Genomic DNA, 12,950 nt, shown 5'->3' with positions numbered 1-12,950 from the left:
TTCGCGTCTGAAGCATGTCGCCGAGATTGCGTCGCGCCACTGGAGAGGGGACCCGACCTGATGACGTTGCGATCGCTGCCTGACAGCAAGCCGTTCCTGACCGCCGCGCTTGCGCTGGTGACTTTAGCCGCGCTGGCTGCGGCCGCGATCTCGGCCGAACCGCGCGCAAAAGACCTGTTCGGCGCCAAGAAGCTGCCGGCGGTGGCGCCGGCGCAATCCTTCGGCTTCTATTCCAAAGGCTGCTTCACCGGCGGCGTCGCCCTGCCGATGGACGGACCGGCCTGGGAAGTGATGCGCCCCTCGCGCAACCGCCGCTGGGGCCATCCGGCGATGATCGCGCTGATCGAGAAGCTCGCGCGCGACGCCCATGCCGACGGCTGGCCCGGGCTTTTGATCGGCGACATCTCGCAGCCGCGCGGCGGGCCGATGATGACCGGCCATGCTTCGCACCAGATCGGCCTCGATGCCGACATCTGGCTGACGCCGATGCCGAGGCGCCCGCTGACCATGGCGCAGCGCGAGAATATGAGCGCGACGCTGATGGTCGACGAAAAGACGCATCTGGTGAAGGACGCGCTGTGGACGCCGGCGCATACGCGGCTGCTGAGGCGCGCCGCGAGCTATCCGGAGGTCGAGCGCATCCTGGTCAATCCGGGTATCAAGAAGAAGCTTTGCGACACCGTCACGGGCGACCGTTCCTGGCTGCGCAAGATCCGCCCGTTCTGGGGCCACGACTATCATTTCCATATGCGCATCGGCTGCCAGCCTGGCTCGGCCGGCTGCAAGGCGCAGGAGGCGACGCCGGACGACGACGGCTGCGGCAAGCCGCTTGCCTGGTGGTTCACCGAGGAGCCGTGGCGCCCGAACAAGAACCCGGACGTGCCGAAGGCCCGCGACCTGATGACGATGGCCAACCTGCCGAGGGAGTGCCAGGCGGTGCTCGCCGCGCCGGACGCGCCTTCGCTGGAAGCCGTCATTTATCAAGGCGGCGGCGCGGCAGCGGTCGCGGCGGCCGAACCGGAGGCGACCGAGCCGGTGGAGACGATCTCTAGCAGTACGCCGACGCTCCCGGCCCAGGCGAGCGCCTTCGCTCCGACACCGAAAATCGGCATTCCGCTGCCGCGACCAAGGCCGGGGAATTGAGGTCCAGCCTGCGTAATCTCCCCCTCGAGGGGGAGATGGCCGCGAAGCGGTCAGAGGGGGTCGTCTCACATAGATCGCCGGCTTTGTCTTTCGTCTCGGAAAGCGTCGGCGCTTCACGCGCGGCGACCCCCTCTGTCGCCTTCGGCGACATCTCCCCCTCAAGGGGGGAGAGGATGCCGGCAGGCAGGTGAGGGGCAGCGCAAACGCTGAAAGGGTGAGCGAGGGCGGCCTGAACGCTGAAGCAAATGCCACGAACCTTGAGGCCAAACCGACTTTCCCTTTGCAAGCCCATGCGCTAGTTCAACGAACAGACAAACGGCAGGCGGCCGGAACGGGACGAACAAAGAGCATGGCAGGCGAAGACGACACAGCGTTGCGGTTTCCGGTCCTGATCGGCGACATCGGCGGCACCAATGCGCGCTTCTCGATCGTGCTCGACGCCAATTCGGAAGCGACCGAGCCGCAGATCGTCCAGACGGCCAATTTCAAGACCATCGATGAAGCGATCCAGGCGGCGGTGCTCGACCGCTCGTCGATCCAGCCGCATTCGGCGGTGCTGGCGGTTGCCGGGCCGGTCGACGGCGACGAGATCCGGCTCACCAATTGCCCCTGGGTGGTCAAGCCGCACCAGATGTTTGCCAATCTGGGCTTGAGCGAGATCGTGGTGCTCAACGATTTCGAGGCGCAGGCGCTGGCGGTGGTGGCACTCGGCGAAGAGCATATGGAAAAGATCGGCGGCGGCACGCCCGAGCCGGGCGCCGGCCGGGTCGTGCTCGGCCCCGGGACGGGGCTCGGCGTCGCCGGGCTGATCTACGCGCTTCGCCACTGGATACCGGTGCCGGGCGAGGGCGGGCATATGGATATCGGGCCGCGCACGCCGCGCGACTTCGAGGTGTTCCCGCACATCGAGAAGCTCGAAGGCCGCATCTCCGGCGAGCAGATCCTGTGCGGCCGCGGGCTGGTCAATCTCTATCGCGCGGTGGCCAAGGCCGACGCAAAGGCGGCACCGTTCAGCACGCCGGCCGAGATCACCGCGGCCGCGCTCGCCAAATCCGATCCGGTGGCACAGGAAGCACTGGAACTGTTCGTCACCTGCCTCGGCCGCACCGCCGGCGACCTGGCGCTGGTGTTCATGAGCCGTGGCGGCGTGTTCCTCACCGGGGGCATCGCGCAAAAAATCGTGCCGGCGCTGAAAGCCGGCAATTTCCGCGCCGCCTTCGAGGACAAGGCGCCGCACAGCGCGCTGATGCGCGCGATGCCGGTCTATGTCATTACCCACCCGCTGGCGGCGCTTCTCGGCCTCGCCGCCTATGCCAGGACCCCGTCGCTGTTCGGGGTGCAGACGGCGGGGCGGCACTGGCGAACGTGATCGCGCCGGGGTTCGGGATGGCCATCGGCCGCCGCGACGAAGTTTCGCCATAGGCAAGCCGTAGCCGGGACGCTAAGAGGAGTGCCGAATTGCGGCCCGATCCTGCGAGATCGTCTTACGAGAACCACGAAGCGCTTCTGATTTGACACGTCAAAATCCAAACAAACAAAAGGTCCGACCCGGCGAGGTCACGGCGGTGCTACGCCGGATCATCGCTGAAAACGGCCACGACCATCGCTGGTCCTATGTAGTCGCCATCGTCTGCTCGCTGCTGGTTTCGGGCGCGACTGCCTTCTCGGCCTGGGTCATGGCGCCGATGGTCAACGAAATCTTCTACGAACGGCGCGGCGACGCGGTGGTGTGGATCTGTGCCGGTTTCATGGGGGCTTTCCTCGTGCGTGGTTTCGCCGGCTACGGCCAGGCGGTGGCGTTGGCCACGATCGGCAACAATCTGGTGGCCCGCTACCAGAAGCGCACCTTCGACCATCTGATGAGGCTCGGCGTCAATTTTTTCAACGACACACGCTCCGGCCGCTTGGCGGCGCAGTTGGACGAGAATATCGGCGGCATCCGCGATCTGCTGTCGCTGACATTGATTTCGATCACCCGCGACGCGGTGACCCTGGCCGGCCTCGTCGGCCTCATGGTTTATCAGGATCCGGTGTTGTCGCTCAGTTCGCTGCTGATCGGGCCGCCGCTGATCTGGGCCGTCGTCTACATCACCCGCCGGGTGCGCAAGATCAACCGGGAATCCGTGCTGATCAATTCACGGCTGAGCGGGTCCGTGCAGGAGGCCACGCAAGGCATCGCCATCGTCAAGGCCTTCACCATGGAGGACGAGTTGGCGCGCCGCATCGGCGTCATGGCCGACACGGCCGAGCAGCGCAGCAACAAGATCGCCCGCGTCTCGGAACGGCTGTCGCCGATTTCCGACATGCTGGCCGGTCTCGCCGTCACCGGCGTGATCGCCTATTCCGGCTACCGGGCGCTGGTGCTGGGACAGCCGCCGGGCGCGGTCTTTTCCTTCATCACCGCGCTGATCCTGGCCTATGATCCGGCAAGGCGGCTGGCGCGCATGCAGGTGGCGATGGAACGTGCGCTGGTCAACGCGCGCATGATCTACGAACTGCTCGACCTCGAGCCGAAACAAAACGACGCGCCCGACGCCGTCGAAGCGAAGATCACTTCCGGCGAAGTGCGCTTCAACAATGTCACGTTCGGCTACAGCGCCGACATGCCGGTGCTGAGGGATCTGAGCTTTACCGCCGCCGCCGGCAAGGTGACGGCGATCGTCGGCGCCTCGGGCGCCGGCAAGTCGACGCTGGTAGCCCTCTTGCAGCGCTTCTACGACGTCGACAAGGGCAGCATCGAGGTTGACGGCCAGGACATCTCGAAGCTGACGAAGCGCTCGCTGCGCGGCTCGATCGCCTACGTCTCGCAGGCGCCCTATCTTTTCGAGGGCACGATCCGCGACAACATCCGCTACGGACGGCTTTCGGCAACCGACGCGGAGATCGAACAGGCCGCGAAACAGGCCGCTGCCGACGATTTCATTCGTCAGCAGCCGCAGGGTTACGACACGCCGGTGGGCGAAAACGGCGCGACGCTGTCGGGCGGCCAACGCCAGCGGGTCTCGATCGCGCGCGCCATCGTTCGCCAGGCACCGATCCTTCTGCTCGACGAGGCGACCTCGGCGCTCGACAACGAGGCGGAGGCACGCGTCCAGGAGGCGCTCACCCATGTCATGGAGGGGCGCACCACCATCGTGATCGCGCACCGGCTGTCGACTGTGGTCAACGCCGACCGCATCATCGTGCTGGAAGAAGGGCGGCTGGTCGAGGAAGGCACCCATGCGACGCTAATGGCCGACCCGCACAGCATCTATGCCCGCTTTCATCGCATACAGGGCAAGAAGGGGTTGGGACTTGTCGATGACGCCAAGCCAATCCAAACTCCGCTGCCGCGCACGCGCGCGAAGAAGGCTGTCAGGAGAAGCGCATGAGTGAAACGGGCGATATGGGCCTGGTGGTGGTCGGTGCCGCCGGCCGGATGGGCCAGACGCTGATCCGCGCCATCCACTCCATTCCCGGCGCGCGCGTTGCAGGTGCTGTCGAGCGGCCGGATTCGCCGCATCTCGGCAAGGATGCCGGCGAGCTCGTCGGCATCGGCACCATCAACGTGCCGATCGTCGACGACCCGCTGCCGGCCTTCGCCAAGGCGGACGGCGTGCTCGATTTCACGGCACCCAAAGCAAGCGTCGAATTCGCAGGCTACGCCGCGCAGGCGCGCATCGTCCATGTCATCGGCACCACCGGGTGCTCGGCGGAAGACGATGCGAAGATCGCGGCCGCCGCGCGCCATGCGACAATCGTCAAATCCGGCAATATGAGCCTCGGCGTCAACCTTTTGGCAGTGCTGGTGGAGCAGGCGGCGCGCGCGCTCGACGGCGAAGATTTCGACATCGAGATCCTGGAGATGCATCACAAGCACAAGGTCGACGCGCCGTCCGGCACGGCGCTGCTGCTTGGCGAGGCAGCGGCGAAGGGCCGGGAGATCGCGCTCAAGGACAACAGCGTGCGGGTGCGCGACGGCCACACCGGCGTGCGCAAGCCCGGCACGATCGGCTTCGCCACACTGCGCGGCGGTTCGGTGGTCGGCGAGCATAGCGTGATCCTGGCCGGCACCGGCGAGCGCATCACGCTCTCGCACCAGGCCGAGGACCGGGCGATCTTTGCCCGCGGCGCGGTCAAGGCGGCGCTTTGGGCGCGCGCGAAGAAGCCCGGGCTCTATTCCATGCGGGACGTGCTCGGCCTGAGCTGAGGCGGCCTTTCCATATTGTCTTACGCAATTCCGGACGGAAAACCGCTACACACTTTTCCTGGAATTGCTCTAACGAAGGAGCAAACATGTCGGGAACTCTCGTGCTCGTGCGCCACGGCCAGAGCGAATGGAACCTGAAGAACCTGTTCACCGGCTGGCGCGATGTCGATCTGACCGAGCAGGGCAACACGGAGGCCCTCGCCGCAGGCGAGAAGCTCAAGGCGCGCGGGCTGAAATTCGACATCGCCTTCACCTCGGCGCTGAAGCGGGCGCAGGAGACCTGCCAGCACATTCTCGACGTGGTCGGCCAGAGCAACCTCGAGACCATCCGCGACCAGGCGCTCAACGAACGCGACTACGGCGACCTTTCCGGCCTCAACAAGGACGACGCGCGCAAGAAATGGGGCGAGGAGCAGGTGCATATCTGGCGCCGCTCCTACGACGTGGCGCCGCCCGGCGGCGAAAGCCTGAAGGATACCGGCGCGCGCGTATGGCCCTACTATCTGCACGACGTGCAGCCGCATGTGCTGCGCGGCGAGACGGTGCTGGTCGCGGCCCACGGCAATTCGCTGCGCGCGCTGATCATGGCGCTGGACGGCAAGAGCGGCGAGGAGATCGTCAAGCTCGAACTCGGCACTGGCGTGCCGGTGATCTACAAGCTCAACGCCGATTCGACCGTGGCGAAGAAGGAAGTGCTGGAGGGGTGAACCAGCGCAGCCATGCGGGTTTGAAAAAAGCGCGTTGACACGCTTCGTTCGCCCGCTTACATGAGCGCCCACCAGCCCAGATGGCGGAATTGGTAGACGCGCACGGTTCAGGTCCGTGTTCCGCAAGGAGTGGAGGTTCGAGTCCTCTTCTGGGCACCATCCTTCGCTCTTCGAGCTACGGATGGCAGGCCACCCGGAGTTTCAAGAGCGAAGGGATATCCTCCGAAGCCTTGGCGAAGGAGGACAGGCCATCCGGAGTTCCAAGAGCGAAGGGGTATCCTCCGAAGCCTTGGCGAAGGAGGACTGCACGGTATGAGCAGCTGATTTTCAGGCTTCGCCGGCTATCCGTTCGCTCGGCGGGCAGTGATGAGCCACGCGCGCGAGTCGAACAGCACGCCCTCGGTCGTCATGTGCGCCTCCAACATATCGCGCAGCCGCTGCGACACCTTCCCGGGCGGCTCAGCCGTACGCACAAGCGCTTCCTTCACCATTTGGAAGCTGCTGACAGCCTCAAACGCGGCATCGACATTCGGCCCGTAGAAGACCGGCTCATGCACCTCAGTGAAGTCGATGGATACAAATCCGGCCGCGCTGAGAAGATCTGCAGCGACGGCAGGATCCCCAAGTGAAAACGCCATGGGAACATCCTCGGACGGCATGCTTTGCGGGTTCAAGGCTTGCCGAATGGCTCCTGACCACCCGTTGCGCTCCTGGTTCTGCCAGACCATCCACACAAGGCGCGCGCCCGGCCGCATCGCCCGGCCGATATTGGCGAATGCCGCCGCCGGATCGGCAAAGAACATCACTCCGAATCGGCTGATGCAAAGATCGAAACTGGCGGCAGGGAACGGGTGAGATTGCGCGTCCCCCCGCTCAAAGGCCACGTTGCGCAGCCCGTCTTCGGCGCAACGCCGCCGCGCAACTTCGAGCATCTCACTGGACGTATCCACGCCGACAACTTTTCCGTCGACAGCGACGCGTGCGGCCTCGCGGGTCGTTTGTCCCGCGCCGCAGCCGATGTCCAGCACCCGGTCACGTATCGCGACAGCGGCAGCGGCCCCAAGGTGCCGATTGTGCCGTGCCAGTTCCGTGTCGTAGAAGTCAGCGCATTCCAATGCCATCATCCTGCTTTATCTTGGCTGCCGACGGACGTTGGTTGCTCTGCCGTTTCCACGACAGCCTTGTAAGCCTCTATCAGTCGTCGCGGAACTGACTTGCACTCTTGGCGAGGCATCCAACTGTAGCAAGAGCGAAGGGCGGAAAGGGCGAACCTCCTCTTCCGGCCAGGCGCCGAACAAACCGCTTCAAACCCGGCGACCGGGACGGTACGGTCACGGCATGGCCCCTTCCGTCAGCCCGACCATCGCCGCCCGCCGCGACCAGATGTTTCCCGTCCTGACCGACGCGGACATCGAGCGCATGCGCCGGTTCGGCGAGGCGCGCCCCTATGCTGCCGGCGAGCATATCGTCACCGCCGGCACGGTCTCACCCGGGCTGATCGTGATCCTGTCGGGCAAAGTCGACATCACGCAGGCCGGCGGGCTCGGCCCTCGCGCGGCGATCATCACTCACGGCCCGGGCAATTTCATCGGTGAGCTGGCGCAGCTTTCGAGCCGCCCGTCGCTGGTCAATGCGGAAGCGATCGAGCCGGTCGAGGCCATCGTCATCCCCTCGCAACGCCTGCGCGACCTGATGGTGCAGGAGGCGAACCTTGGCGAGCGCATCATGCGGGCGCTGATCCTGCGTCGTGTCGGTCTGCTCGAAAGCGGCATCAGCGGGCCGATCATCATCGGACCTCCCGGCAATGGCGATGTGCTGCGGCTGCAGGGGTTTCTCACCCGCAGCGGCCAGCCGCACCGGGCGCTCGATTCCGAAACCGATCCTTGCGCGAAGACGCTGATCGAGCGCTTTCATGTCGATCCGCACCATCTGCCGATCGTGCTCTGCCCGAACGGCAAGCTGCTGCACAATCCGGGCGAAAGCGATCTCGCCCGCTGCGTCGGCCTGCTGCGGCCGATCGATGCCGGTAAAATCTACGACGTGGCCATTGTCGGCGCCGGACCCGCGGGGCTTGCCGCAGCGGTCTATGCCGGCTCGGAAGGGCTGTCGACGATCGTGCTCGACTGCCGCGCCTTCGGCGGGCAGGCGGGCGCATCCTCGCGCATCGAGAACTATCTCGGCTTTCCGACCGGCATTACAGGCATGGCGCTGATGGCGCGCGCCTATAATCAGGCGCAGAAGTTCGGCGTCGAGATGGTGATCCCGGACGAAGCGAAGCTGCTCGGCGCAGACGGCGACGGCGCACGCTACAGGCTCGATGTCGGCGACGGCGAGGCCGTGCGTGCGCGCACGGTGGTGATCGCGAGCGGGGCGCGCTACCGCCGCCTCGATATCGCGAACCTCGCGCAATTCGAAGGCACGTCGGTGCACTATTGGGCCTCGCCCATCGAGGCGCGGCTTTGCCGGGACCAGGAAGTGGCGCTGGTCGGCGCCGGCAATTCGGCCGGCCAGGCGGCAGTCTATCTGGCCAGCCAGGTACGAAAGGTGACAATGCTCGTACGTCGCGACAGTCTCAACGAGACCATGTCGCGCTATCTCGTCGAGCGCGTCGAGGCGCAGCCGAACATCGAGGTGCTGACGGAGACCGAGATCGAGGCGCTGGAGGGACATGAGGGCAACCTTGACCAGCTGCGCTGGCGCAACCAGGCTACCGGCGTCAAGACGACGCGGCCCATCCGCCACCTCTTCCTGTTCATCGGCGCCGACCCGAATACCGACTGGCTGGCGCGCTGCAACGTGGCGCTCGACGCCAAGGGTTTTGTCCGAACCGGACCGGATGTGGCGCCCGGCCACGGCCTGATGGAAACGAGCCGCAGCGGCGTCTTCGCCATCGGCGACGTGCGCTGCGGCTCGACGAAGCGCGTCGCGGCCGCCGTCGGCGAAGGCGCCCAGGTGGTGGCAGCGCTGCATGCCTATCTTGCGCGGAACGGCGGCCGCGCCAGTCATCCCGAATTGGTCAGGAGATCGTGATGGACGAATGCAGGCATACCAGCGACATCGAGGACGTGACGCCGAGCGCGCTCGGCTGCGAGGAATGCCTGAAGAGCGGTTCCTGGTGGGTGCATCTCAGGCTCTGCCGCACCTGTGGCCATGTCGGTTGCTGCGACGACTCGCCCAACCGCCACGCGACCAAGCATTTTCATGCCACCCAGCATCCGATCATCGAAGGCTACGACCCACCGGAAGGCTGGGCATGGTGCTATGTCGATGAGGTTTTCATCGACCTTGGCGAGCGCACGACGCCGCAGAACGGTCCGATCCCGCGCTTTTATTGAGTTACTTCACCGAACTGGTGACAGTCCGGTCGATGGCGCCGGGATCGCGGTCGTTGCCGGCGAGCGCGCCTATGATCAAAAGACTGACAATGATCGGCACAAACAGGATCGCCACACGCGCCTGCACGTAGAAGATGGCGCGCCATTCATTGCGCTTTTCGGGGCTGTCGTTCATCGCGCTCACTCTGTCATGCCTCCCGAGGGCGGGACATAGTAGCGAAGCGTTAAACAACCCCTTCCGGAACCGTTAACCCGGCAATCTCGGAAACCGGCGATCAGCTGGTCGGCAAGCCGCCTTGGCAGTTCGCCCGATCCGATGTCCTATAAATAAGCGAATTCTAATTATATTGACGAAGGCAGTTCGACACCAATAGAAAGCGAACGGGGTTTCTTTGTGGGGTGTGGGGGATGCTTGGGGGGATGGTGCGCGCAATATTTGCGCGCGAAAGGCTGCGTTGTCGCGGCCTTATCCGAAACATTTTTGATCAACGCGAAGAAACGGCAGGGGCGTTTTCATGACCCCGGCCGGTGCTGTATCGGTTTCGGTGATCGTCAATACTTACAACTGGCCGGAGGCGCTAAGGCTCAGCCTCCAGTCGCTCGCCGGCCAGACCGAACGTTGCTTTGAGGTTATCGTTGCCGACGACGGTTCGCGCCCGGGCACGGCCGACGTGGTCAAGGCCTTTGCCGGCTCTTCATCGGTCCCCGTCAAGCATGTGTGGCATGAGGATGTCGGCTTTCGCCGCGCCGCAATCCTCAACAAGGCCATAGCCGAGGCGTGCGGCTCCTATCTGATCTTCATCGACGGCGATTGCATCCTGCAGCCGGATTTCGTTGCCCAACATTGCGCGCTGGCCAGGCTGAACCACCTCATCACCGGCAGCCGCATTCTGCTTGGTCGGAAATTCAGCAAGCAATTGCTGGCCGCAGGGACATGGGACTACCAAGTCTTCCGTCGGAACATCCTGCGCCACCGCCTGAAAGGCGACATTTCCAAGATCGTCGCGTTTTTCGTGCGGCTGCCCTGGCGGCCAATGTCGGATTATCGCTCCTTCGTCTTCCGGCGCATCAAGGGCTGCAATCTCGCCTGCTGGAAAAGCGACGCGGTTGCCGTCGGCGGCTTCGACGAGACCTTCACGGGCTGGGGCTCGGAGGACATCGACTTCGTTTTTCGCCTGCAGGACAGGGGCATCATCCGGCGCGCCGGCACGTGGGCGACGGAGGTGCTGCATATCTGGCACAAGCAGGCCGATCCGAGCCGCGCCGCGGTAAATCTGAAGATCGTGCGCGACAGGATAGAGGCGGCCCGCCTTCGCAAGAACGCCGCTTAAATGCCGAACTCGGCGAAAAGCTTCGCCAGCGGCGAACCGGGCGGGGGTGGACCGTGCTTCAGATCTCGCAGCATCTCGTTCCACAGATGCAATGTCAGCGTGTCCTCGCGCAGGACCGCGTCCAGCGAGAACGTCGGATCGTAGACAGAACGTGCCTTGCCGAAATGGAGCGGGTAAAAGACGTGCCGCGGCAGCGCCCGCTCGAACAATCCGTGCTTGCGCGCCAGCGCCGTCAGCGCGTTGGGGCCGAAGGTTCCCCAGGGAAGATCGGCCGGCCGCACCGGGAGGCCGAGGAGGCGCCTGAACCGGGCCTTGCGCGCCCGGTTCAAGCGCGTCCAGGGCGGGAAATAGTTATTGCGGAACAGGCCTGCCAACTCAACCGTCACCGGCAAGCCGGCATCGAGATAGAGAACGGCGCCATTGATAGTGGTCTCATCCTCGAGCCCGAACAGGCATGTCCCTTCAATAGTCACCGGCTTCAAGCAAACTATGTCGAGGTCGGACCAAAGCCCGCCAGAAACCAGCTGCAGCCGGTAGCGGAAATAGTCGGAAGCCAGAGCATACGAGCCGGTCTTGCTGTGACGAAGGCGCTTTATATCGGCAAAGGGAACGCAGCGTCCGCCGTCGACCAAATCGACTTCGCGCGGCACATTGGCGACCGGCTGGTAGGCGTGAAGGCGCACCGCGTGGCCATGAGCGAGCCAGGAGGCGATGGACAGCAACTCAATGCGACCGAGCCCATCGCCGATCCACAGCATGTTGACCGTTGGGGCTGCCAATATTGCCTGCCTTCTCGTCTTTCTCTATGCGACGCAGAAGCGCCTAGCACACTTGCAGAAAGACCGCTGTCTAGTAGATCTCGAAAGAAACTCAAAACCTTATGTCGCTGCTCAGCCGTAAATGCCGATCCTTCAACCGTCGTCACAGATTGCTTAGGCGCACCGCCGCCTCGCCCCTTACGCTTGTCTGGTGGGGAAGCTTCGAAGGCGGCGGCGGCGCGACTGTGGGCGATCTGCATGCGGTGGAGAATCTTTCCGCGGCGCTGCGCCAGGCCGGCCATGACCATGACGTTCTGAGCCATCCGGCCCTTGGCATTGCCGGCCACCGTCAGGTGAGGGACCTGTTCGACATGCGCTGCGAAATCGAAACGCTGGTGTTCGTCTGCGGCCCGATCGTTCAGACCGACGAATTGGTCGACCTGCTGGCCGTGCACCGGAAGGCGAGGAAGATCGCCGTTGGCGTCAGCGTCATTTCCCGGCACCGGGACATGGCGGCGCGCTTCGAGGCCGTATTGGCGCGCGACGGTCTGTCGAGACAATCCTTCGATCTCGCGATTTCGCATTCTCTGCCTTGCGCGGTACCACCACCCGGCAAGCGGCTGAAAGCCGGGCTATGCTTCCGTGGCGACCAGCGGGATTACGGCAATGGCATGAGCGAATGGGCCAGGGCTGAACGGCTCTTGTTGCAGCTCGCCGAAACCTTCGGTCTCGATACCGAGCCGATCGACACAGTGTTGAGGCCGGGGAACGAGGCAGCGAAGATCGAGCGCCAGTTCGAGATCGTCGATCTCGTCCTGACGACGCGGCTGCACGGTTCGCTTTACGGACTCTCGAAAGGTAAGCCGGTGATCGCCATCGACCAGATCAGGGGGACGGGCAAGGTGAAACCGATCCTCAACCGCATCGGCTGGCCGCTCGCCTACTCGATCGAGGAAGCCAATGAAGCTCTGCTCGCCGGCCAGATGCGCCGGATTCTGGCCGAATGGCTGGTCGAAGCGGTGACCACTTCGCAGGCGACGATCCTGGACCTATCTTCCAGGGCTCGCGCCGATGCCGTGGCGCTGATTGGTCGGCGAGGTCACGCCGAAGCACGAACGCCCGCCGACCGGGCTAGCCTGCCTGACACGTCGCTAGGGTCGGTCGGCTCCGTGGTCGACGGGGTGGTGAGAATAGAGCCCTAGCCCAGTGAATTAGGTCCGCCTCGCCGCTCTCCAATCGGGAAGCGTACGATCGTGCGTCCTTGCCCTCAGCTGGCCGGCAGCGCGAACAGCCTGCCGCCGGCAGGGGGGGGGGGGGGGGGAGCCGCAGGCAGTGCCAGGCCATGGCGTGGTTCGAGGAGGTGACAGGAATGCCGATCTTCCGTTCCAGCCCGGCCACCGCCTCGGCGACGCGCAGGCTGGTGCAGGAGATGAAGATCGCGTCCACGCCAGGCGCCGCCGCCATGCGCTCGGCCGCGGCCTCGATCG

Annotated in this window: 13 protein-coding genes and 1 tRNA gene; 10 read left to right on the top strand and 4 right to left on the bottom strand. The window is 64.7% G+C overall.

Features of this window, described 5'->3' with window-relative positions; all coding sequences use genetic code 11:
* Window positions 1-60: 60 nt before the first annotated feature.
* The 6 genes from mepA to DH10_RS11975 all read left to right on the top strand — a co-directional run bounded on the left by mepA (window position 61) and on the right by DH10_RS11975 (window position 6,198).
* Window positions 61-1,143, top strand: coding sequence for a penicillin-insensitive murein endopeptidase (mepA, locus tag DH10_RS12000; RefSeq protein WP_192255155.1), 1,083 nt, complete (start codon window positions 61-63; stop codon window positions 1,141-1,143).
* Between the two features lie 349 nt (window positions 1,144-1,492).
* Window positions 1,493-2,512 (top strand): glucokinase, encoded by a 1,020-nt coding sequence (locus DH10_RS11995; protein ID WP_192255153.1) that lies wholly within the window; start codon window positions 1,493-1,495, stop codon window positions 2,510-2,512.
* A gap of 142 nt (window positions 2,513-2,654) precedes the next feature.
* Window positions 2,655-4,514 carry an ABC transporter ATP-binding protein gene (locus tag DH10_RS11990; protein ID WP_192255151.1) on the top strand — a complete coding sequence of 620 codons (1,860 nt, stop codon included), beginning with the start codon at window positions 2,655-2,657 and terminating at the stop codon, window positions 4,512-4,514.
* Window positions 4,511-5,332 (top strand): 4-hydroxy-tetrahydrodipicolinate reductase, encoded by an 822-nt coding sequence (gene dapB, locus DH10_RS11985; protein WP_192255149.1) that lies wholly within the window; start codon window positions 4,511-4,513, stop codon window positions 5,330-5,332. Before DH10_RS11990 ends, dapB begins: the two co-directional genes overlap by 4 nt.
* An 86-nt stretch (window positions 5,333-5,418) precedes the next feature.
* Window positions 5,419-6,039: a 2,3-bisphosphoglycerate-dependent phosphoglycerate mutase gene (locus tag DH10_RS11980; protein ID WP_192255147.1), complete on the top strand. Its 621-nt coding sequence runs from the start codon at window positions 5,419-5,421 to the stop codon at window positions 6,037-6,039.
* Window positions 6,040-6,113: 74 nt separating this feature from the next.
* A tRNA-Leu gene (locus DH10_RS11975) sits at window positions 6,114-6,198 on the top strand.
* Between the two features lie 182 nt (window positions 6,199-6,380).
* Here DH10_RS11975 and DH10_RS11970 read toward each other — a convergent pair.
* Window positions 6,381-7,160, bottom strand: a complete 780-nt coding sequence (locus DH10_RS11970) for a class I SAM-dependent methyltransferase (protein WP_192255256.1) — start codon at window positions 7,158-7,160, stop codon at window positions 6,381-6,383.
* A gap of 217 nt (window positions 7,161-7,377) precedes the next feature.
* On the opposite strand from DH10_RS11970, the gene DH10_RS11965 reads away from it, so the two are divergent.
* Both DH10_RS11965 and DH10_RS11960 read left to right on the top strand, forming a co-directional pair.
* The gene (locus DH10_RS11965; protein WP_192255145.1) at window positions 7,378-9,069 is read left to right on the top strand and encodes an FAD-dependent oxidoreductase; all 1,692 of its coding nucleotides are present in this window, start codon (window positions 7,378-7,380) and stop codon (window positions 9,067-9,069) included.
* Window positions 9,069-9,374: a UBP-type zinc finger domain-containing protein gene (locus tag DH10_RS11960; protein WP_192255143.1), complete on the top strand. Its 306-nt coding sequence runs from the start codon at window positions 9,069-9,071 to the stop codon at window positions 9,372-9,374. Before DH10_RS11965 ends, DH10_RS11960 begins: the two co-directional genes overlap by 1 nt.
* A 1-nt stretch (window position 9,375) precedes the next feature.
* Here DH10_RS11960 and DH10_RS11955 read toward each other — a convergent pair whose 3' ends face one another.
* Window positions 9,376-9,558 carry a hypothetical protein gene (locus DH10_RS11955; RefSeq protein ID WP_192255266.1) on the bottom strand — a complete coding sequence of 61 codons (183 nt, stop codon included), beginning with the start codon at window positions 9,556-9,558 and terminating at the stop codon, window positions 9,376-9,378.
* Between the two features lie 331 nt (window positions 9,559-9,889).
* On the opposite strand from DH10_RS11955, the gene DH10_RS11950 reads away from it, so the two are divergent.
* Entirely contained in the window at window positions 9,890-10,705 is an 816-nt protein-coding gene (locus tag DH10_RS11950) for a glycosyltransferase family 2 protein (protein ID WP_192255141.1), read from the top strand.
* Here the strand turns inward: DH10_RS11950 and DH10_RS11945 are convergent.
* Entirely contained in the window at window positions 10,702-11,484 is a 783-nt protein-coding gene (locus tag DH10_RS11945; protein WP_192255139.1) for a hypothetical protein, read from the bottom strand. The two genes, DH10_RS11950 and DH10_RS11945, sit on opposite strands and share 4 nt — an antisense overlap.
* Before the next feature lie 224 nt (window positions 11,485-11,708).
* Here DH10_RS11945 and DH10_RS11940 point away from each other — a divergent pair, with 224 nt between their 5' ends.
* A complete protein-coding gene (locus DH10_RS11940; protein WP_192255137.1) occupies window positions 11,709-12,665 on the top strand; it encodes a polysaccharide pyruvyl transferase family protein in 957 nt (318 codons plus the stop codon).
* On the opposite strand, the gene DH10_RS37875 is transcribed toward DH10_RS11940, so the two are convergent.
* A complete protein-coding gene (locus tag DH10_RS37875) occupies window positions 12,595-12,927 on the bottom strand; it encodes an aspartate racemase/maleate isomerase family protein (RefSeq protein ID WP_343221514.1) in 333 nt (110 codons plus the stop codon). The genes DH10_RS11940 and DH10_RS37875 overlap by 71 nt on opposite strands.
* Between the last annotated feature and the right edge of the window lie 23 nt (window positions 12,928-12,950).

It is taken from the genome of Mesorhizobium silamurunense (assembly GCF_014843825.1).
GTDB lineage: Bacteria > Pseudomonadota > Alphaproteobacteria > Rhizobiales > Rhizobiaceae > Mesorhizobium > Mesorhizobium silamurunense.
This window is presented reverse-complemented; position numbering and strand designations above follow the sequence as displayed.

Excerpts from the sequence above, each read along its gene's own strand:
- DH10_RS11980 (WP_192255147.1), top strand. The coding sequence starts at position 5,419 with ATGTCGGGAACTCTCGTGCTCGTGCGCCACGGCCAGAGCGAATGGAAC.
- DH10_RS11960 (WP_192255143.1), top strand. The coding sequence starts at position 9,069 with ATGGACGAATGCAGGCATACCAGCGACATCGAGGACGTGACGCCGAGC.
- DH10_RS11995 (WP_192255153.1), top strand. The coding sequence starts at position 1,493 with ATGGCAGGCGAAGACGACACAGCGTTGCGGTTTCCGGTCCTGATCGGC.
- DH10_RS37875 (WP_343221514.1), bottom strand. The coding sequence starts at position 12,927 with ATGGCGGCGGCGCCTGGCGTGGACGCGATCTTCATCTCCTGCACCAGC.
- DH10_RS11970 (WP_192255256.1), bottom strand. The coding sequence starts at position 7,160 with ATGGCATTGGAATGCGCTGACTTCTACGACACGGAACTGGCACGGCAC.
- mepA (WP_192255155.1), top strand. The coding sequence starts at position 61 with ATGACGTTGCGATCGCTGCCTGACAGCAAGCCGTTCCTGACCGCCGCG.
- dapB (WP_192255149.1), top strand. The coding sequence starts at position 4,511 with ATGAGTGAAACGGGCGATATGGGCCTGGTGGTGGTCGGTGCCGCCGGC.
- DH10_RS11950 (WP_192255141.1), top strand. The coding sequence starts at position 9,890 with ATGACCCCGGCCGGTGCTGTATCGGTTTCGGTGATCGTCAATACTTAC.
- DH10_RS11965 (WP_192255145.1), top strand. The coding sequence starts at position 7,378 with ATGGCCCCTTCCGTCAGCCCGACCATCGCCGCCCGCCGCGACCAGATG.